The sequence below is a fragment of the Nonomuraea sp. NBC_00507 genome (assembly GCF_036013525.1).
Classification (GTDB): domain Bacteria; phylum Actinomycetota; class Actinomycetes; order Streptosporangiales; family Streptosporangiaceae; genus Nonomuraea.
Genome location: NZ_CP107853.1, coordinates 12,569,324 through 12,587,290, shown reverse-complemented (window position 1 = coordinate 12,587,290; position 17,967 = coordinate 12,569,324). Strand labels below are relative to the sequence as shown.

General features: G+C 69.2%; 18 protein-coding genes. 9 read left to right on the top strand and 9 right to left on the bottom strand.

The genetic code is table 11. The features are described 5' to 3' along the window. Window positions 1–100: 100 nt before the first annotated feature. Together tgmA and OHA25_RS61760 are read left to right on the top strand one after the other, a co-directional pair. Window positions 101–346, top strand: coding sequence for a putative ATP-grasp-modified RiPP (gene tgmA / locus OHA25_RS59340; RefSeq protein WP_327585523.1), 246 nt, complete (start codon window positions 101–103; stop codon window positions 344–346). Continuing rightward, window positions 282–851 (top strand): MvdC/MvdD family ATP grasp protein, encoded by a 570-nt coding sequence (locus tag OHA25_RS61760; protein WP_442942028.1) that lies wholly within the window; start codon window positions 282–284, stop codon window positions 849–851. Before tgmA ends, OHA25_RS61760 begins: the two co-directional genes overlap by 65 nt. Window positions 852–1,017: 166 nt before the next feature. Here the strand turns inward: OHA25_RS61760 and OHA25_RS59335 are convergent, their stop codons facing one another. Genes OHA25_RS59335 through OHA25_RS59325 form a run of 3 tightly spaced genes read right to left on the bottom strand, consistent with a single transcriptional unit; the run spans window position 1,018 to window position 4,551 of the window. Continuing rightward, a complete protein-coding gene (locus OHA25_RS59335) occupies window positions 1,018–1,929 on the bottom strand; it encodes a carbohydrate ABC transporter permease (RefSeq protein WP_327585522.1) in 912 nt (303 codons plus the stop codon). Continuing rightward, window positions 1,926–2,900, bottom strand: coding sequence for an ABC transporter permease (locus OHA25_RS59330; RefSeq protein ID WP_327585521.1), 975 nt, complete (start codon window positions 2,898–2,900; stop codon window positions 1,926–1,928). Before OHA25_RS59330 ends, OHA25_RS59335 begins: the two co-directional genes overlap by 4 nt. Window positions 2,901–2,910: 10 nt before the next feature. Then, window positions 2,911–4,551, bottom strand: coding sequence for an extracellular solute-binding protein (locus OHA25_RS59325; RefSeq protein ID WP_327585520.1), 1,641 nt, complete (start codon window positions 4,549–4,551; stop codon window positions 2,911–2,913). 175 nt (window positions 4,552–4,726) lie between these two features. Here OHA25_RS59325 and OHA25_RS59320 point away from each other — a divergent pair, with 175 nt between their 5' ends. The 3 genes from OHA25_RS59320 (at window position 4,727) to OHA25_RS59310 (ending at window position 9,809) form a co-directional block, all read left to right on the top strand. Continuing rightward, on the top strand, window positions 4,727–5,938 hold the full coding sequence (locus tag OHA25_RS59320) for an ROK family transcriptional regulator (protein WP_327585519.1): 1,212 nt from the start codon (window positions 4,727–4,729) through the stop codon (window positions 5,936–5,938). A gap of 98 nt (window positions 5,939–6,036) precedes the next feature. Then, window positions 6,037–8,808 carry a glycoside hydrolase family 3 C-terminal domain-containing protein gene (locus OHA25_RS59315; protein ID WP_327585518.1) on the top strand — a complete coding sequence of 924 codons (2,772 nt, stop codon included), beginning with the start codon at window positions 6,037–6,039 and terminating at the stop codon, window positions 8,806–8,808. After that, on the top strand, window positions 8,805–9,809 hold the full coding sequence (locus OHA25_RS59310; RefSeq protein WP_327585517.1) for a LacI family DNA-binding transcriptional regulator: 1,005 nt from the start codon (window positions 8,805–8,807) through the stop codon (window positions 9,807–9,809). The genes OHA25_RS59315 and OHA25_RS59310 overlap by 4 nt, the downstream gene beginning before the upstream one ends. A gap of 5 nt (window positions 9,810–9,814) precedes the next feature. Here the strand turns inward: OHA25_RS59310 and OHA25_RS59305 are convergent, their stop codons facing one another. Both OHA25_RS59305 and OHA25_RS59300 read right to left on the bottom strand, forming a co-directional pair. Beyond that, window positions 9,815–10,384, bottom strand: coding sequence for a putative glycolipid-binding domain-containing protein (locus OHA25_RS59305; RefSeq protein WP_327585516.1), 570 nt, complete (start codon window positions 10,382–10,384; stop codon window positions 9,815–9,817). Between the two features lie 30 nt (window positions 10,385–10,414). Next, window positions 10,415–11,017 (bottom strand): CGNR zinc finger domain-containing protein, encoded by a 603-nt coding sequence (locus OHA25_RS59300; protein WP_327585515.1) that lies wholly within the window; start codon window positions 11,015–11,017, stop codon window positions 10,415–10,417. A gap of 32 nt (window positions 11,018–11,049) precedes the next feature. Between OHA25_RS59300 and OHA25_RS59295 the strand changes: the two genes are divergently transcribed. Then, window positions 11,050–11,916 carry an SCO6745 family protein gene (locus OHA25_RS59295; protein WP_327585514.1) on the top strand — a complete coding sequence of 289 codons (867 nt, stop codon included), beginning with the start codon at window positions 11,050–11,052 and terminating at the stop codon, window positions 11,914–11,916. Next, window positions 11,913–12,428: a GNAT family N-acetyltransferase gene (locus tag OHA25_RS59290; protein ID WP_327585513.1), complete on the top strand. Its 516-nt coding sequence runs from the start codon at window positions 11,913–11,915 to the stop codon at window positions 12,426–12,428. Before OHA25_RS59295 ends, OHA25_RS59290 begins: the two co-directional genes overlap by 4 nt. Here OHA25_RS59290 and OHA25_RS59285 read toward each other — a convergent pair whose 3' ends face one another. Further along, window positions 12,429–12,959, bottom strand: coding sequence for a GNAT family N-acetyltransferase (locus OHA25_RS59285; protein ID WP_305920229.1), 531 nt, complete (start codon window positions 12,957–12,959; stop codon window positions 12,429–12,431). 71 nt (window positions 12,960–13,030) lie between these two features. Here OHA25_RS59285 and OHA25_RS59280 point away from each other — a divergent pair, with 71 nt between their 5' ends. Continuing rightward, window positions 13,031–13,423, top strand: a complete 393-nt coding sequence (locus OHA25_RS59280) for a hypothetical protein (RefSeq protein WP_327585512.1) — start codon at window positions 13,031–13,033, stop codon at window positions 13,421–13,423. A gap of 63 nt (window positions 13,424–13,486) precedes the next feature. On the opposite strand, the gene OHA25_RS59275 is transcribed toward OHA25_RS59280, so the two are convergent. The 3 genes from OHA25_RS59275 to OHA25_RS59265 form a co-directional block, all read right to left on the bottom strand. After that, window positions 13,487–14,734 (bottom strand): hypothetical protein, encoded by a 1,248-nt coding sequence (locus OHA25_RS59275; protein WP_327585511.1) that lies wholly within the window; start codon window positions 14,732–14,734, stop codon window positions 13,487–13,489. 287 nt (window positions 14,735–15,021) lie between these two features. Further along, window positions 15,022–16,770 carry an acetyl/propionyl/methylcrotonyl-CoA carboxylase subunit alpha gene (locus OHA25_RS59270; protein WP_327585510.1) on the bottom strand — a complete coding sequence of 583 codons (1,749 nt, stop codon included), beginning with the start codon at window positions 16,768–16,770 and terminating at the stop codon, window positions 15,022–15,024. A 24-nt stretch (window positions 16,771–16,794) separates the two neighbouring features. Beyond that, window positions 16,795–17,514 (bottom strand): SDR family NAD(P)-dependent oxidoreductase, encoded by a 720-nt coding sequence (locus OHA25_RS59265; RefSeq protein ID WP_327585509.1) that lies wholly within the window; start codon window positions 17,512–17,514, stop codon window positions 16,795–16,797. A 126-nt stretch (window positions 17,515–17,640) separates the two neighbouring features. Here OHA25_RS59265 and OHA25_RS59260 point away from each other — a divergent pair, with 126 nt between their 5' ends. After that, a complete protein-coding gene (locus OHA25_RS59260) occupies window positions 17,641–17,913 on the top strand; it encodes a WXG100 family type VII secretion target (RefSeq protein WP_305920234.1) in 273 nt (90 codons plus the stop codon). Window positions 17,914–17,967: the final 54 nt, after the last annotated feature.

The window sequence follows — 17,967 nt, the reverse complement described above, 5'->3', positions numbered from 1 at the left end:
GTTCCTGTTTGTTTCGCCACAAACAACGGTCACATATGGCCTTCACCGTCGGGTGAATCTAGCGTCAGGTTGAGACGAGTTCCCTACGTGGAGGCTTCAAATGACCTTGACGCAAGATCAGCCCGTGCGGCCATGGGGTTTGGGTCGAATGACCCAGCCATCCCCAGCGCCCCCGACAGCGTACGCGACCATCGAGTTCGACCCCGAGACGCAGCTCACGCAGTTCTATGACGCCAGCGGCGCGATCGTGGACATGCAGCGCGGAACGGTAACCATGTCGGATGAAAACAGCGGCTCGGACGGCTCCGGTAGCGGCCAGCAGGTCGCGGACGATTCCAACGACTGACATGCCGCCAACGCCACAAACCGTGTTGGTTGTCACGTCATTGATTGACGAGACAGCCAACATGGTTATTAGAGCCTTGCGCGAGCGCCAGGTACAGGTAGCCCGCATTGATCCTGCCGACATCGAGACAGCTTTGACATTCAGCGCCCATATCGGCAACGGTCGTGACTCATGGGGCGGCCGGCTTCGCACGCCGAGCCGTGACGTTGCCATAGAGGAGATCGGCGCGGCGTACTATCGTCGGCCCAGCCCTTGGCGCAGCAACGCCGCTTACGAACAGGCCCGAAAGTTCGCAATCACCGAGGCACGTCATGGGCTCAGGGGGCTGCTGAGGACCCTGCCGAACTGCCGTTACGGTTGCGGTGGTTGGCAAGGGTGCAAACGTGGGTTTCTTGCGGTAAAGGTTCGGTCGGTTCCCGGCTTTGCCGTCAAGGCCGGGAGAGCGCGAGAGGGCTGGGAAGCCCTCTCGCCGCGGGGATGGGGGCGAAGCCCCGAGCCCCGATGAATACGCCCGAGCGTCAGCGAGGACCGCTCAGGGTGGGCTCCCGCCAGCCCACTTGGTAATAGGGCAAGGGGTGGGTGCTTTTCGGGGGTCGAAGGGGGCGGAGCCCCCTGGGAGGCGCTGTCTGGAATCCCATGCGCGAAGCGCCCCCCGGTGGAAGGCCTTGCAGTTAGCCCTTGATCGCCCCCACGATCACGCCCTTGGTGAAGTGGCGTTGGACGAAGGGGTAGATGATCAAGGCGGGTATGACGGCGATCACGACGATCGCCATCTTGATCGCCAAGGTCGGGGGTGCGTCGCCCGTCACCCCCGCCGTGGCCGCCGGCAGCGGGTTCGAGTCCACCACGTACTGCCGCAGGATCAGCGCCAGGGGCCACTTACGCGTGTCGTCGATGTACAGCATCGCGTTGAACCAAGCGTTCCAGTAGCCCACCGCGTAGAACATCGCCACGACGGCCGTGACCGCCTTCGACATGGGCAACACGATGCGCCACAGGATGCGGAACTCCCCGGCCCCGTCGATCCGGGCGCTGTCCAGGACCTCCCCGGGGATGTTCATGAAGAACGAGCGCAGCACCACTACGTTGAACGCGGAGATGGCGGTCGGCAGGATCAGTGACCAGTAACTGTCCTTCAGCCCGAGGCCGCTGACCATCAGGTAGACGGGGATGATGCCGGGGAAGAACACGAACATCAGCAGGACGCTGAACAGCAGCGGCCGGTGCAGGAACGAGCCGGGACGCGACAGCGAGTACGCCCCCAGGATGCTCACCGCGGTGCTGATCAGCGTCCCCACGAGGGTCACCCCGGTGCTGACCAGCACGGCCCTGCTGACCACGGTGTCGGAGAAGATCTGCCGATACGCCTCGAACGTGATCTCCTCCGGCACCAGCACCAGCCCGCCGGCGCGGTTGACGGTGGCGGCCGAGCTGAGGCTGGTCAGGACGATCGTGTAGAGGGGGCCGAGCACGGCCAGGACGATCACGGTCACCAGCGTGCCCTTGCCCGCCTGGCCGACCGGCGAGCGCCGCTCCTCCCAGGGGGCCAGCTTCGACGGTTTCCTGGACGTCAGAGCTGTCATGATCGCGAATACACTCCTCGCTCGCCCATCGCGTGCGCGACCCGGTTGGCCGCCACGATCAGCAGCAGCCCGACCAGGCCCTTGAACAACCCGGCCGCCGCCCCGTACCCGAGGTCACCGGTACGCAGGCCGGACCAGTAGACGAACGTGTCGAACACTTCGGACACCTCGCTGCCGACGGCGCTGCGTTGCAGCATGAACTGCTCGAACCCGACGTTCAGCGCGTCGCCCAGGCGCAGGATCAGCAGCAGCACGATCACCGGGCGCAGCCCGGGCAGTGTGATGTGCCACATGCGCCGCCACCTGCGGGCGCCGTCCACGGCGGCGGCCTCGTACAGGTTGGGGTCGATGGTGCTCAGCGCGGCCAGGAAGATGATCGCGCCCCAGCCGGCGTCCTTCCAGATGGTCTGGCTGGTGATGAGCAGGATGAACGTGTCGGAGTTCGTCATCCAGTCGACGCCCTCGTAACCGCGCTCGCGCAGCAGCTGCGCGAGCAGGCCGGCCCCGCCGAACATCTGCTGGAAGATGGCCACGACCAGCACCCAGGAGAAGAAGAACGGCATGTAGACCACGCCCTGCACGAACGCCCTCAGCTTGGCCGAGACGATGCTGTTGAGCAGGAGCGCCAGCATGATCGGCACGGGGAAGTAGAAGACGAGCTGGAAGGCCGTGATCGACAGCGTGTTCAGCATCGCCCGCAGGAACTGCGGGTCCTGGAAGAGCAGCGCGAAGTTGGTGAAGCCGATGATCGGGCTGCCGGTGATGCCGCCGGTGTAGGGGTTGTAGTCCTGGAAGGCGATGACGTTGCCGAGCGCCGGGATCCACCAGAAGGCGAGGACCAGCAGGAGCATCGGCAGATTCATCACCAGGAGCGGCCAGTCCCTGCGTAGCTTGGCCTGCCAGGTCGCCTTCACCTGTTCAGTGGGGGCCGTGCCAGGCTTGACCGGCCGCTTGGCCGTGACTACCCCCATGACGTGTTCCTCACAGCCTGCCGTTCTCCCGCGCGACCTTCATGTAGAACTCACGGGCCTCGTTCCCGCCCTGGTCCTGCCATTCCTTGACGATCTTCGCCCACTCGGAGACCGGCCGCTTGCCGCGGAAGATCTCCTGCATCTTGTCCTCGGTGGGCTGCGCAAGCCCCGCCATCTTGGAGGGCACTTCCACCCGGATCCCGACGAACGGGTCGTTCTCCAGGAGCTTCGCGGCCTGCGTCTGCCAGTCGTACAGGGCTTGGACGAGGCCTTCGTACTGGCTCTTCTCGTTGGCCGGCGGCCGGCCCGACAGGAACATGTAGGTGGGCGCGACCTCCTTGCGTCCCAGCGCCGTCTGCTCGACCTTGCCGTCCTTGACGTTGTAGTGCTTGCCCTCGACGCCGTTGTTGACCAGCTCGTACTCCTGGGTGCCGTACGGTGCCGACGTCCAGTTGGACAGCGCGAGCAGCTCGCGGGTGCGGGCGTCGCCGAGGCCCTTCTTGATGAAGACGAACATGCCGGCGGGCTCGTTGCGCCACATGATCGTCTTGCCGCCGGGCTTGGCCGGGTAGGGGACGACGGCCTGCATGTCGAACTTGGGGTTGTCGGCCTGGAAGCGGCCGAGGTTCTCGTGCCAGGCGCCGAGCCCGTCCCGGTAGATGATCATCTGGCCGCTGCCGAAGGGGCCCTTCATGTCGGCGTCCTTGTTGGCCACGAGGTCCGGATGCATGTAGCCGGCCTCGAAGAGCTTGACCATGAACTCGATCGAGGCGGCGAATTCGGCGGTCTCGTACTTGTACTCGAGCGTGCCGTCGCTCTTCTTGCGCCATTCGCGCGGTGCGCCGAAGGCCCGCTGCATCTCCTGCTCCATGCCGCCGCCGAAGGCCCAGCGCTTCTTCTTTGCGTCGGTGATGGCCTTGCCGAGCACCAGCAGGTCGTCGCCGCTCTTGGGGTGCTGCAGGCTGAGCTCCTCCATGATGTCCTGGCGGACGAAGGTGGCGAACGGGAACGGCTCGTTCTGCCAGGGGATGCCCTGCAGGATGCCGCCGAAGACGCCGTACTGCCAGGCGGCGGTGTCGTAGTTGGCCAGCAGAGGGAACTCCTTGGCCTTGTCCCCGGCCAGGTAGGGCCCCAGATCGGCGAAGAGCTTGTTGGCCGCCTCCGTGAAACGGGCGATCTTGATGAGCTCCCAGCCCGGCACCATGACCATCTCGGGCACGTCGCCGCTGGCCAGGGTAGTGCTGAGCTTCTCGTGGTAGGTGTTGCCGTCCGAGATGTTGAAGCGGACGGTGCCGCCCAGGCGCTCGTTCATGTACTCGTAGTAGGAGTTGTCGCCCAGCCCAGGCGGCACGGTCCCCCACAGCGGCGTCATCGCGGTCACTTCCTTGCCGCTGGTCAGCGGCTTGGTGGTGACAGCCTGCACCATGTTGGCCGGGCGCGTCAGGAAGCCGGGGGCGACGAACTCGCTGCCGGGCAGGTCCGGCTTGAGCCCAGGGATCTCGAAGGGGATCCGCGTCGGCACCAGGCTCTTGAGCTTGTCGGCCGCCACGGCGGTGCCCTTGGAGGTCGCTTTCTTCTCGGCGCAGCCCGCCACCAGAACGCTTGCGCCTACCAGGCCGAGGAACCCGCGGCGAGTCGTGTTGGTCGCCATGGATCTCTCCCTTCTCCGAGTGGGGGATGGCCTACTAAAATTAGTTGGTATTGCGACCAAACAAATTAGTAGAGTGTTGTCCTGACCACAAGGGATCGCTACGGTCACAGGTTGGTGAAGGAGGCCCGGGAATGCGGCATGCTGGGGTCGTCTCTTGGCGGGAACGGGGCTGATATTGATCACTTCTACGACCGGCCCGCAGCCGGCCGACTTCGCCGACGTACGGGCCACCAACCTAGCGGTCGTGCTGCGGTTCGTCCGCGAGCACGCCCCCTGCTCGCGTGCCGACATCGCGGCCTCCACCGGCCTCAACAAGGCCACCGTGTCGAGCCTGGTCGCCGACCTCATCGACCGGCGGCTGGTCCGTGAGACCGGCCTGACGGAAAACCGCGTGGGCAGGCCGGCCACGATGCTCGTCCTGGACGGCTCGCCGTACGCCGCCATCGGGGTCGAGATCAACGTCGACCACGTGTCGGCCGTGGCCACCGACCTCGCCGGGGAGCGGCTGCTGACCTGGCGGCGCTCGTTCTCGGCCGGCGACTCGGTCAACCAGGGCGTGGCCAGCGTCGGGGCGATCATCCGGCGGGTGGTCAACCGCATGGCCAAGGAGGAGCGCCAAGTGCTCGGCCTGGCCGTGGCCGTGCCGGGGCTGGTCGACGTGCAGGGCACCGTGCGCCTGGCGCCCAACCTCGGCTGGCGGGACGCCGACATCGGCGGGGACCTGGCCAAGGCGCTGCGCGATCCCGGCTTCCCCATCCAGGTGGATAACGACGCCAACCTCGCGGCCCTGGCCGAGCAGCGTTGGGGTGCCCATGCCGGTGCCTCCGACCTGGTCTACCTGACCGGCGAGATCGGCGTGGGCGCGGGCATCATCCTCGACGGGCGGCTGCGCCGCGGCGGCCTCGGCTATAGCGGCGAGATCGGCCACGTGCAGCTCGACCCGGAGGGCCCCGAGTGCCACTGCGGCCGGCGCGGCTGTCTGGAGGCCATGGCGGGGATCGGCGCCGTGCTGCGTAAGATTCCCTCACCCGCCGAGATCCAGATCGAGATCGAGGAGTCGGTACGCCTGGCCCGCACCGGTGATCCCGACACCCTGGCCGCGCTGGATTCGGTCGGCCGGAGCCTGGGCCGAGGTGTGTCCATTCTGGCCAACCTGCTCAACCCTGAGGTGGTGATCCTCGGTGGTTACTACGTGCCGCTCGCACCCTGGTTGTTGCCCGCGGTCCACGACGAGCTGAGCGACCGCGTCATCGCCGCCGAAGCCGGGGGATGCCAGGTCGTGGCCTCGACGCTGGACCACGACGCGGCCGCGCTCGGTGGCGCGGCAAGGGTCCTGGATTCCATAGATTCGGGAAGATTGCCTGGGGGATTGTCGCGAATCCCTTGACCTCGGTCACCGGGAAGTGCACCCTTCAGTCAACCCACCGAAATGTCCGCGTAACTTCCCCAGGCCGGTCGTCGAAGCGCTTCGACACTCTCAGAGGGATGACCATGCACGAACCCCCCTTCCGCGACCCGTCGGTCCCCCTGGCCGATCGGATCGACGACCTGGTGCGCAGGCTCACGCTCGAGGAGAAGGTCGGGCTGCTGCACCAGTACCAGGCGCCGGTCGAGCGGCTGGGCCTCGGCGCGTTCCGCACCGGCACCGAGGCGCTGCACGGCCTGGCCTGGCTGGGCCCGGCCACCGTGTTCCCCCAGGCCGTCGGGCTGGCCTCGACCTGGGACCTCGATCTCGTGAGACGAGTCGGCGAGGCCACGAGTGACGAGGTGCTGGCCTTCCACCACAAGGATCCGGCCGGGGCGGGGCTCAACGTGTGGGCGCCCGTGGTCAACCCGCTGCGTGACCCGCGCTGGGGGCGCAACGAGGAGGGCTACTCCGAAGATCCATGGCTGACCGGAGTCATGGCGACCGCCTATGCACGCGGACTGCGTGGGAGCGCTCCCGAAAGGCTCAAGACCGCCCCCACGCTCAAGCACTTCCTCGCCTACAACAACGAGACCGACCGCTGCACGACCTCGAGCAGCATGCCGCCGCGGGTGCTGCGCGAGTATGAGCTGCCCGCGTTCCGGCCGGCCATCGAGCAGGGCGCGGCCGTGGCCGTCATGCCCTCCTACAACCTGGTCAACGGCCGCCCGGCGCACCTCAGCCCGCTGATCAACAGCGTGCTGCGGGAGTGGGCGCCGGATGAGCTGCTGGTCGTCAGCGACGCGTACGCGCCGGGCAACCTCACCTCGCTGCAGGCCTACCACGACACGCTGCCGGAGGCGTACGCGCACGCGGTCAAGGCCGGGCTGGACAGCTTCACCCAGGACGACGACCGCAGCCAGGCCACGCTCGGGCATCTCAGGCAGGCATTGGAGGCCGGCCTGCTGGGCGAGGAGGACGTCGACGCGGCCGTGCGGCACGCGTTGTCGATCCGGCTCAGGCTCGGCGAGTTCGACCCGGCGACGCCGTACGACGACATCACCGACAGCGTGGTCAACTGCTCCGAGCACCAGGCGCTGGCCAGGGAGGCGGCGCGGCGCTCGTTCGTGTTGCTGAAGAACGACGGCCTGCTGCCGCTGGCGGACGTGACCAGGATCGCGGTGATCGGGCAGCTCGGCGACACGCTCATGGAGGACTGGTACAGCGGCACCCTGCCCTACGCCGTGACCGCCCGCGCCGGGCTGTCCGAGCGGTGCGAGACGATCTTCTGCGAGGCCGTGGACCGGGTGACGCTGACCGCCGAAGCCGGCCCGGTCGTCGCCGACCCCGCCGGCGGGCCGCTGCAGATCAAGTCGGCCGAGGCCGGCGCGTTCGACCTGTTCGACTGGGGCGGCGGCGCGTACGCGCTGCGCTCCGTGACGACCGGCCGGTTCGTGTCCGTGGAAGGCGGCACGCTGGTGAACGACCAGCCGGGACCGAACGGGTGGGAGGTGCGCGAGACCTTCCGCATGGAGGAGCGGCCCCGCGGCACACTCGCGCTGCGCCACATCTCGACCGGCTGCTACGTCGGCGCGGGCGAGGACGGGGTGCTGCGCCTGGTCGACGATGCCGACCAGGCCGCGTGGCTGGCCATGGAGGTGGTCAGGAGCGGCACCGAGCAGGCCGCCCGGCTCGCCGCGGACGCCGACGTGGCGGTCGTGGTGGTCGGCGACCACCCGCTGGTGAACGGCCGCGAGACCGAGGACCGCATGACGCTGGCCCTCGCCTCCGCCCAGGACGCCGTGATCGCCGCCGTGCGCAAGGCCAACCCCCGTACCGTCCTGGTCATCACCAGCGGATACCCGCTCACGTGGACCGACGACGAGGTCCCCGCCGTGCTCTGGTCGGCCCACGGCGGCCAGGAGTACGGTCACGCCCTGGCCGAGGTGCTGTTCGGCGACGCCGACCCGGAGGGCCGGCTCACCCAGACGTGGTACCGCTCCGAGCAGGAGCTCCCCGACCTGCTCGACTACGACATCATTGCCTCGGACGCCACATACTTGTACTTCCGCGGCACCCCGCTGCACCCCTTCGGCCACGGCCTCAGCTACACCACCTTCGAGTACGCAGACCTGCGCGTGCGGATCGCGGACGGCGTGCTCACCGCCGAGGTCACGGTGACGAACACGGGGGACCGGCCGGGGGTCGAGGTCGTCCAGTTCTACACCCACCAGCAGCGCTCCCGCGTCAAGCAGCCACTGCGCCGCCTGCGCGGCTTCGAGAAGGCCCGCCTCGCGCCCGGCGAGAGCCGCACCGTCACCCTCACCCTGCCGGTTCCAGAGCTGGCCTTCTGGGACGTGACCAGGGACAGGTTCGTGGTGGAGAGCGCGCCGAACCAGCTCATGGTCGGCCGCAGCGCCACCGACCTGCGCCTGAGCGCCCGCTTCGAGGTCGAAGGGGAGATCATCCCGCCCCAGTCCGGGGTGTTGCGCGCGGCCGGCCACGACGAGTACGACGCGATCACGTTCGTGGACGAGACCAAGACGGACGGCGACGCGGTGCGCTCGGACGCGGAAGGCGCCTGGATCCTGTTCAGGCAGGTGGACCTGACCGGCGCCACGACCTGCGTTGCCACGGCCGGCAGCGCCGAAGGAGGCATGATCACGATCCGCCGCGGCGACCCCCTCTACGGCCAGGCCGTGGCGACCTTCCCGGTGCCCAGGACAGACCGGTACGACTATCACGCCATCACGGCACCCCTTGCCACCGCCGACGGGGTGCACGATCTTTATGTGGTGTTCGAGAACGACGGCGTGACGCTGGTCCAGCTCGACTTCGGAGCCGGGGCTTGAGCCGGCGCACGGTCACGATCTCCGAGGTCGCCAAGCACGCGGGCGTGGCCGTCAGCACGGTCTCCTATGTGCTCAGCGGCAAGCGGACGATCTCGGCCGACACCAGGCGGCGGGTGCTCGACAGCATCAGCGCGCTCGGCTACCACCCCAACGCCGGCGCCCGGGCCCTGGCCAGCAAGCGCTCCAACGTGATCGCGCTGGTGCTGCCGCTGCGGGCGGGCATGCACGTGCCCGTGCTGATGCGCTTCGCCAGCGCCGTCGTCACGGCCGCCCGCCGCTTCGACCACGACGTGCTGCTGCTGACCGCCGACGAGGGCACCGCCGGCATCCGCCGGGTGGCCGCGAGCGCGCTGGTGGACGCCCTGGTCCTCATGGACGTGGAGCTGGACGACCGCCGGGTGCCACTGCTGCGCGAGCTGGCCGAGCCGAGCGTGCTCATCGGCTTCCCCGCCCAGCCGGCCGGGCTGACCTGCGTCGACCTCGACTTCGCGGCCGCCGGGACCCGCTGCGTGGAGCATCTGGCCGAGCGCGGTCACGAGGAGATCGCCCTGCTCGGAGCCCCTTCCGTGGTGTACGACCGGGGCACGGGCTTCGCCACCCGCACCCGCGAGGGCTTCGAGGCCGCCATGGCCGACCATGGGCTCAAGGGGGTGGCGCTGCCCTGCGAGGAGACGTTCGACGAGGTCTACGAGACCGTACGCGACCTGCTCCTCGACCGTCCGAGCCTGTCCGGCCTGGTCGTGCACAACGAGGCCGCGGTCGGGCACGTGCTGGCGGCGCTGCGCCAGCTGGAGCGGCGGGTGCCGCACGACGTGGCCGTGGTGGCGATCTGCCCCGACGACGTGGCCGAGCGGGCCAGCCCGCCTCTGACCTCCGTGCTGATCCCGGCCGAAGAGGTCGGGAGGGAGGCGGTCCGCCTGGTCATGGACAAGCTGGAGGGCCGTACGGTGCCCGAGTCCACCCTCCTCGCCCCGCTGCTGGCCATCCGCAGCAGCACCTGACGGCCCTACAGGGCCCGTACGGCGATGCCGGGATAGTCCAGGACGAAACCGGCCTCGTCGTAGACGAGGCGGCAGGAGAAGCCGTCGGCCGGCGAGACGTAGTCGTAGCTGTCGTCGTCGACCCGGACGTACTGCTGTTCCAGCCGCTCGACGGCCAGGTCCAGGGAACGGACGTAGGCGGCGGGGGCTCCGGAGCCCGTGCCGACGGCCAGGCGCATGCGGTGCACGGGGAACGCGTTGGTCATCGCCGACGACTCCAGGTCGACGTCGAGGCAGCCGTCCAGGTGCGGGGCGGGGACGCCGTCGACCAGCCAATGGCCGTCCCCGTCACCCTCCAGCGTGGTGCGCCGGGACCCGGTGACCCACCGTCCCGTGACCTCGGCGCGTCTCGTGATCCACCGCGAGTCGACGTCAATGGCGTAGCCGACGACCCAGGTCCGGCCCGCCTCGACGCCCGTCGTACAACCCTCGATGCGATGCCAGTCGCCCAGCGGGCGGAAGTAGACCACCTCGAAGCCCGTTTGCACGTCGGTGTGCCGCCAGGCGGCGGTCTTCGGCGGAGGTACGAAGGTCACGCCACCCATCCTGCCCGGGCGGCGGTTGTCTCATACTCTCCGTCTGGCGCGGTAGGCGCTGGCTTTGGCGCGGTTCTGGCAGGACAGGTCGCAGAAGCGGCGGGAAGCGTTGCGCGTGGTGTCGAAGAAGACCAGAGCACACTTGCCGGCCTGGCAGGCACCGAGGCGGACGGACTGGCCGACGCCGATGACCATGGCCAACGCCGTGCCCATGTCCGCGGCCCAGGCGTCCACCAGGCCCGCATCCGCCCGGTGGAAAGCCAGCACCGGGGGCCGGTCAGGATGGCCGTGCAGGTTGGCGACGGCCTTGTGGCGGATCAGGAGATCGTTGAGCTGCTCCACGACGGCGAGGATGCGATCGCCCGCGCCGAAGATCGGGCGTAGCTGCCCGGCGACTTCCGCCAACCGGTCGGCGTCGGCGGCCGTGAGCGCGCTGGGCGGGCGACCGGTCGCGGCCAACTCGGCGATGATCGCGGCGCGCCGTAGCTCCCCGGACTGCGGCGGCGTGACGGGCCTGCCATGTGCCGTGGTGACGGCCAGGCAGTTCACCAGGAGGACCGCCAGCTCGACCCGCCCTCCGACATAACTGTCTATTTCTGGTTGACCAGTGATGCGCCATAGATCTATCGTCACTGGCATAGTTTATATAGACAGTGAGGTGTGTGATGAGTTTCGGACCGCTCGCCCGGCAGATGTGGCATCAGATCGAGCCGGTGCACGCGACGCTCTACTTCAGCCCTGAGGCCTTCGAGGAGGCGGCGGCCCTCGGCTACGACGTCACCTCGCGCTGGCCGAGTTACTTCGCCTGGCGCACGGCGCCGCTCGGCGCCGCCGGCTCGAGGCTGGCCGCCGCCACCTACTACAGTTTCAGCCCTGCGATGATCGCCGACCATGTGCCCGCCATCTGGGCCACCGCGACGCCCCAGCAGGTGCTCGACGCCCGCCTGCGCGCGATGGACCGGACGATCCACGCGTTGCCCGGCGAGCTGACCGACCTGAGAGAGGCGGCTGAGCTGGCCGTCAGGGCCGCGGAGAGCATCCAAGTGGCCCATCGGCCGCTGGCCGCGGCCAATCTGGACCTGCCCTGGCCAGACGAGCCGCATCTGGCCCTGTGGCAGGCGTACACGGTGCTGCGCGAACATCGCGGCGACGGACACCTGACCGCGCTGCAGGCCGCCGGCCTGGACGCCTGCGAGGCTCTCGTCTCCTTCGCCTCCGTCGGGGCCGCACCGGTCGCCAACTTCGCCGGACGGGGCTGGAGCCCCGAGGAATGGGCGGCCGCGCGGGAACGGCTCGCCGGCCGCGGCCTCATCGATGCCGAAGGGTCCGCCACCGCGGCCGGGCAGGCCCTGCGCGACCAGGTCGAGCGGCTCACGGACGACCTGGCCGCCGAGCCGTGGCGAGCCCTCGGTGAGGCGGCGGCCGAACGCCTGGCCGAGCTCAACCGGCCACTGCTCGGCGCGGTCTTCGAGTCGGGCCTGCTGCCCGCGACGAGCACCCTGGGCATCGGCAAGGTACGGGTACCCGCATGAAGCTGGAACGACTCGCCGGGCCGGAGGCACTCGCCCACACCGCCCAACTGGTCGACATCTACCGCGCCGCGTTCAGCGGCCCCCCTTGGTATGAGGACGGGTACGGCACAGCGGCCTTCGCCGAGCGCCTGACCGCGGACGTACGCCGCCCCGGCTTCGCGGCGGTTCTGGCCGGCCACGACGGTGTGCCCGCGGGACTGGGCACGGCATGGCCGACCCAGAGCCCCTTTCCCACGGGTCGCGCCTACGATCGGGTACGCGCGGAACTCGGCGACGAGGTCGAAACGCGCCTGGTCGGGACACTCGAGATCGACGAGTTGGCGGTGAGCCCGCACGCACGCGGCCACGGACTGGCGGGACGCATCCTCGACCTGCTGTGCGATGGCGCCGACGCCTGCTGGCTGCTCACCGCCCCGGCGGCGGTCGATGCGATCAGACTCTACGAAAAGCTGGGCTGGCGGCGCCTGACCAGGCCGGAGGCCGGCGTCGTAGTATTCACCCGCTCCACCTGATCAGGCCATTTCCGCGGTGATGGCCCAGCGCTCGTGGTCGCGCCACGCGCCGTCGATGAACTGGAAATTGGGGGAGTAGCCCTCGCGGTGGAACCCGACCCGCTTGATCAGGTTGAGCGAGGCGGTGTTGGACGGCTGGATGTTCGCCTCCAGGCGGTGCAGCGCGAGCTCGCCGAAGGCGTATTGGACGAGCAGCCGCAGGCCCTCGGTCATGTAGCCGCGGCCGGCCGTGGCCGCGTAGGCGTTGTAACCGAGGGTGCCGGCTTGATGGGTGCCCCGGACGATGTTGTTGATGTTGGCCCGCCCGGCGATCGCACCGGTGTCGAGACGGCAGATCAGGAACCCGTCGTGCGCGGGTCCGATGAAGCGCTCGATGTACGCGTCGAAGGCCTCAGGTGTGGTGATGGGCGGGCCGGGCATCCACGGTGCGAGGAACTCCGCGCTCTCCCTGTTCAGGGCCAGGAACTCGGAGCGGTCCCGCCGGGAGACGCGGCGGATGCCGACGTGGCTGCCGTGGGCCAGGTAGGTCATTCACGTGATCTTACGCCTGGCGAGTTGCGCGGGTGATGGTCGGATTTCGCGTTGATTGCGATACTCATCTCATGGATGAGGTGCTCCCCGCGACGCTGCAGCCCGTGCTCAGGGACCTCTACGCGACCTGCCGGGTACGCCCCACCGTCCGGTTCGCCGACGTGCGGAGCTGGGAGGAGCGGTTCCTTTGGCTGCACGCCCCGGACGGAAGCGGGCAGGGGATCCGCCTCCACGGCGATGGCGACGCCGCCTCTCAAACAGCGGACTTCGCTGATCAGGTCCAGGAGTGGGCGGTCGAAGCCCTGTGGCAGGAGGGTTTGCCGGCGGTGTGGCCGCACTGTCCGATGCATCCCGACACGCACCCGCTGAGCGCCGCAGTCGTCCAGGACAGCGCCGTGTGGTTGTGCCCCCACACCAAGAAGCTCATCGCCGCCATCGGGCGGCTCCAGGAGCAGGAAGGCTGAGCAGCAAGAAGCGCTCCCCGCGGGACCGGTCGTCCCGGGGAGAGCGCTTCTGGAAATGCTTGCTTACCAGTCGCCGCCGAAGTCTCCGCCTCCGAAGTCTCCGCCGCCGCCGAAGTCGCCCCAGCCGCCGCCGTCGCCACCGCCGAAGTCTCCGGCTCCGGCGTCAGCGGCACCCTCGGCATAACCGGCGCCGTAGCCGCCCATGCCCCAGCCGCCGCTCAGCATGCTGCCCATCATGGTGCCGATGAACATGCCGGTCATGATGTCGCCGAAGCCGCCGTAGTAGCCGTAGGCGTACGGCTGGTAGGCCGGGCCCGCGTCGTAGTAGGGCCGGCGCTGGCCGTCGACCATGACCTCGCGCATCTGCGGGTCGAAGCCGCGCTCCACGGCCTCGGCGTCCGCGCGGCAGGCGGGCACGTCGCGGACCGCGCCGCCGGGCGGGGCCCAGCGCACGTCACGGGCCGACGGGCCGTGCTGCGGGTTGAAGAAGCAGGGGGCGCGCCGCTCGGGGACCGGCTCGTCGTTGACCTTGGCCTTGACCACGGCCAGCGCGTAGCGGCCGTCCTCGAGGGTCTGGGTGACCTCGCGGACCTGGTCGACACGCTCGATGGTGGCCAGCTGGGTCTTGGCCTTCTCGTAGGAGTCGAGTGCCGTCTGCCACTCGTCGATGTGCTTGCCGCCCTCGCCGGAGAGGGTGACGTCGGCGTCGACGGCGGTGATCTCCTCGCCGAGCTTGGTGACGTCCTCGTCCACGGTCTGCTTGACCGCGGCCAGGTCCTTGGCCTCCTGGATGGCGCGCTTCTTCTTCTTGTTGCTGGAGTAGAGGAAGTAGCCGCCACCGCCGGCCAGGGCCAGCACGCCCAGGCCGATCAGCGCGGCGGTGCCGCCGGCGCCCGGGTTGGCCTGGCTGCCGCTGTCGAGCGCCGTGCTCCTCTTGCCCGCGACGGCGGCGTCGACCCGGTTGGTGAAGTCCTTCATGCCATCGACGACGTCGGAGTTGGCGGTGACGGCGCGCTGCGCCAGCTCACCCGCGAGGCCGCTCTGGCGAATGGCGCTGGAGGCGGCGAACAACGTCTGGCCGTCGAGCACCGCGATGGTGGCGCGGGGCCGGCCCGCGTCGGCCAGCGCGGTGTTGAGCGAGGTCATGAACGGTGCAATGGTCGAGTTGTCCACTGTGCCGTCGGGGAGTGCCACAGCATAGATCTTGCTGTCCGCCCCCTTCAGCGCGTCACTGATCTCACTCTGCTGGTCCGACGTCAAGGGCGAGCCGGACACCACGTATAGCGGGTTGTTCTTCCAGTTGGACACCACCGACTGAGCGTCAGGGGGAGCCGCCGCGTTGGCGGCAGGGGACAGCGCAAGAACGACGATTAGACCGGTGATCAGAGCCGCGATCGCGGCCCCTGCTCGGCGCAGCGAATGGGTCATTGGCAGCAAGCCTCCTTCGCCCTTGAGGACGAATGGGCGGTCGGCAAAGTTCCTCACTGCGCACGTTACCCGCCGGGAAGCGCGGAGGCGCACACCCTCGGCGAAGATCCTGGGGCTGCGAATTCTCTTACTCGCCCCATTGACCTCAAGTAAACGTCATGTGGCATCCGTCACGAGTCCTTGATCTCGCAGATCACCGCGCCGGACGTCACGGTCTGGCCCACGGCCGCCGTGAGACCGGTGATCGTGCCGGACTTGTGCGCGGCCAGCGGCTGCTCCATCTTCATGGCTTCCAGCACCACGACCGTGTCGCCTTCGGTCACCGTGTCCCCGTCGGCGGCCACGACCTTGACGATCGTGCCTTGCATCGGGCTCACCAGCGAGTCGCCGCCCGCCGCCGGCTTCTTCGCCGTGCCGCCGCCACGCCGGTGCGGCGCCTTGTTCGCCGCAGGCGTAGCGGTGGAGGTGCCGAGGCCCGCGGGCAGGACCACCTCCAGGCGTTTGCCGCCGACCTCGACCGTCACCGTCTCGCGCGACGGGGCCTCGGCCGCGGCCACGTCCTCCGCGTACGGGGCGATCGTGTTGTCCCACTCGGTCTCGATCCACCGTGTGTGGACGGAGAACGGCGCCGAGGTGAAGGCCGGGTCGGTGACGACGGCCCGGTGGAACGGCAGCACCGTCGGCATTCCGGAGATCTCGAACTCGGCCAGCGCTCGCCGCGACCGCTCCAGCGCCTCCTGCCGGGTGCGCCCGGTCACGATCAGCTTGGCCACCAGCGAGTCGAAGGCGCCCGGCACCGTCTCGCCCTGCTCGTATCCGGTGTCCAGGCGCACGCCTGGACCGGAGGGGGCACGCCAGCCGGTGATGGCGCCGGGGGCGGGCAGGAAGCCCCGTCCCGCGTCCTCGGCGTTGATCCGGAACTCGAGGGAATGGCCGCGCAGGGCCGGGTCGTCGTAGCCCAGCGGCTCGCCGTCGGCGATGCGGAACATCTCCCGTACGAGGTCGATGCCGGAGACCTCCTCGGTCACCGGGTGCTCGACCTGCAGGCGGGTGTTGACCTCCAGGAAGGAGACCGTGCCGTCCTGACCGACGAGGAACTCGCAGGTCCCTGCCCCGACATATCCGGCTTCGCGCAGGATGGCCTTGGAGCTGTCCCGCAGCAGCCGCTCCTGCTCGGCCGACAGGAACGGTGCGGGCGCCTCCTCGACCAGCTTCTGATGGCGGCGCTGCAGCGAGCAGTCGCGGGTGGAGACCACGACCACGGCGCCGTGCGCGTCGGCCAGGCACTGGGTCTCCACGTGGCGGGGCCGGTCCAGGTAACGCTCCACGAAGCACTCGCCCCGGCCGAAGGCCGACACCGCCTCGCGCACCGCGCTGTCGTACAGGTCGGGGATCTCCTCCAGCGTCCTGGCGACCTTCAGCCCGCGCCCGCCGCCGCCGTAAGCGGCCTTGATCGCGATCGGCAGCCCGTGCTCCTCGGCGAACGCCACCACCTCGTCAACCCCGGACACCGGGTCTTTGGTGCCCGCGACCAGCGGCGCGCCGACCTTCTGCGCGATGTGCCTGGCCTGCACCTTGTCCCCGAGAGCGGCGATCGCCGCCGGGGGCGGTCCGATCCAGATCAGGCCCGCGTCCATGACGGCCTGGGCGAAGGCGGCGTTCTCGGCCAGGAATCCGTATCCGGGATGCACGGCGTCGGCACCGGAGCGGGCGGCCACGTCCAGCAGTTTGGCGATGTCGAGGTAGGTCTCCGCAGGGGACTGCCCGGCCAGTGTGTACGCCTCGCTGGCCACCCTGACGTGCAGTGCGTCGAGGTCCTGGTCGGCGTAGACGGCCACGCTCGCGATACCGGCGTCCTTGCACGCGCGGGCCACCCGTACGGCGATCTCGCCGCGGTTGGCGATCAGAACCTTCCGCACCGATGTCCGTCCTTCCTGTGAGAGTCAGCGGCCCAGGTACGCGCCGCCATTGACATGGAGCACCTGCCCGGTGACGTGCCCTGCTCCCGCGGAGGCCAGGTACAGAACGGTATCCGCGACGTCGGACGGGGTGCCAGGGCGGCCGTTGCGCGTGTTCTCCACACGAGCTCTGATGCCCTGCTGCGTGAGGCGGCCGCGGAAGAACTCGGTGTCCAGCACCAGGCCGGGGGAGACGACGTTCGCGGTGATGCCCCTGGGGCCCAGCTCGGCGGCCACGTCGGCGGTCCAGGATTCGATGGCGGCTTTGGCGGCGCCGTACGAGCCGGAGCCGGTGCCGCGGGCGGCGATCGAGCCGAGCGAGACGATCCTGCCGCCGTCGTTCATCCGCGGTGCCAGCGCGGCCGTGACGAGCACGGCGGACATCAGGTTGGCGTTGAGGTTGGCCCACCACGCCTCGGCCACGTCCATCAGGTCGTCCGACTGCCTGCGGTCCAGGTTGGTGTTTCCGCCGGCGTTGTTGACCAGCACGTCCACCCGCGACGGCAGGCTGTCGAGTGCGTCCTTGACGGCGACGGGGCTCGCGGCGTCGAAGACGGCGTAGGCCGCCCCCAGGCGTTCGGCGGCTTCCTTCAGCACGTGCTCGCGGCGGCCGGTGATCGTGACGTGGTCGCCCAGCGAGGCGAACGCCGCGGCGATCGCGTATCCGATCCCGGTGCCGCCGCCGGTCACCACAACCTCGCGCATGTCCGGACAGCTCCCGTCAAATCCCGAATCTTCCTCTGGAAGACCATAGCCGCTCGGTATAACCACGACGACGCCTGGTGCACCCCCTTTAGTGTGATGGCGCTTTCACACGGTCAGGAGGTATGCATGAGCCAGAGTATGCTCGGCGGCGATCCCGCAGAAATGCAGCAGATGGCGACCCAGTTCACGCAGCAGTCGGAGGCGGTCCGCACCACGATGACCGCACTCGACCGTGAGGCCGCCAAGGTCGGCACGGCGTGGACGGGTCCCGGAGCGCAGCGTTTCCAGCAGGCCTGGCAGAACTACCGCACGGCCTTTCAGCGGATGACAGAGGAGCTACAGGAGGCCTCTCGCGTCATCGGCACCTACCGGCAGAACATCGAGTCTGCCACGAAATGAGCAACGGAATGGGGCCCTGGCGTCGCGCCGCTGGGGCTTCTTTCCGTTGAACCG

Excerpts from the sequence above, each read along its gene's own strand:
- tgmA (WP_327585523.1), top strand. The coding sequence starts at position 101 with ATGACCTTGACGCAAGATCAGCCCGTGCGGCCATGGGGTTTGGGTCGA.
- OHA25_RS61760 (WP_442942028.1), top strand. The coding sequence starts at position 282 with ATGAAAACAGCGGCTCGGACGGCTCCGGTAGCGGCCAGCAGGTCGCGG.
- OHA25_RS59335 (WP_327585522.1), bottom strand. The coding sequence starts at position 1,929 with ATGACAGCTCTGACGTCCAGGAAACCGTCGAAGCTGGCCCCCTGGGAG.
- OHA25_RS59330 (WP_327585521.1), bottom strand. The coding sequence starts at position 2,900 with ATGGGGGTAGTCACGGCCAAGCGGCCGGTCAAGCCTGGCACGGCCCCC.
- OHA25_RS59325 (WP_327585520.1), bottom strand. The coding sequence starts at position 4,551 with ATGGCGACCAACACGACTCGCCGCGGGTTCCTCGGCCTGGTAGGCGCA.
- OHA25_RS59315 (WP_327585518.1), top strand. The coding sequence starts at position 6,037 with ATGACCATGCACGAACCCCCCTTCCGCGACCCGTCGGTCCCCCTGGCC.
- OHA25_RS59295 (WP_327585514.1), top strand. The coding sequence starts at position 11,050 with ATGAGTTTCGGACCGCTCGCCCGGCAGATGTGGCATCAGATCGAGCCG.
- OHA25_RS59290 (WP_327585513.1), top strand. The coding sequence starts at position 11,913 with ATGAAGCTGGAACGACTCGCCGGGCCGGAGGCACTCGCCCACACCGCC.
- OHA25_RS59285 (WP_305920229.1), bottom strand. The coding sequence starts at position 12,959 with ATGACCTACCTGGCCCACGGCAGCCACGTCGGCATCCGCCGCGTCTCC.
- OHA25_RS59280 (WP_327585512.1), top strand. The coding sequence starts at position 13,031 with ATGGATGAGGTGCTCCCCGCGACGCTGCAGCCCGTGCTCAGGGACCTC.
- OHA25_RS59265 (WP_327585509.1), bottom strand. The coding sequence starts at position 17,514 with ATGCGCGAGGTTGTGGTGACCGGCGGCGGCACCGGGATCGGATACGCG.
- OHA25_RS59260 (WP_305920234.1), top strand. The coding sequence starts at position 17,641 with ATGAGCCAGAGTATGCTCGGCGGCGATCCCGCAGAAATGCAGCAGATG.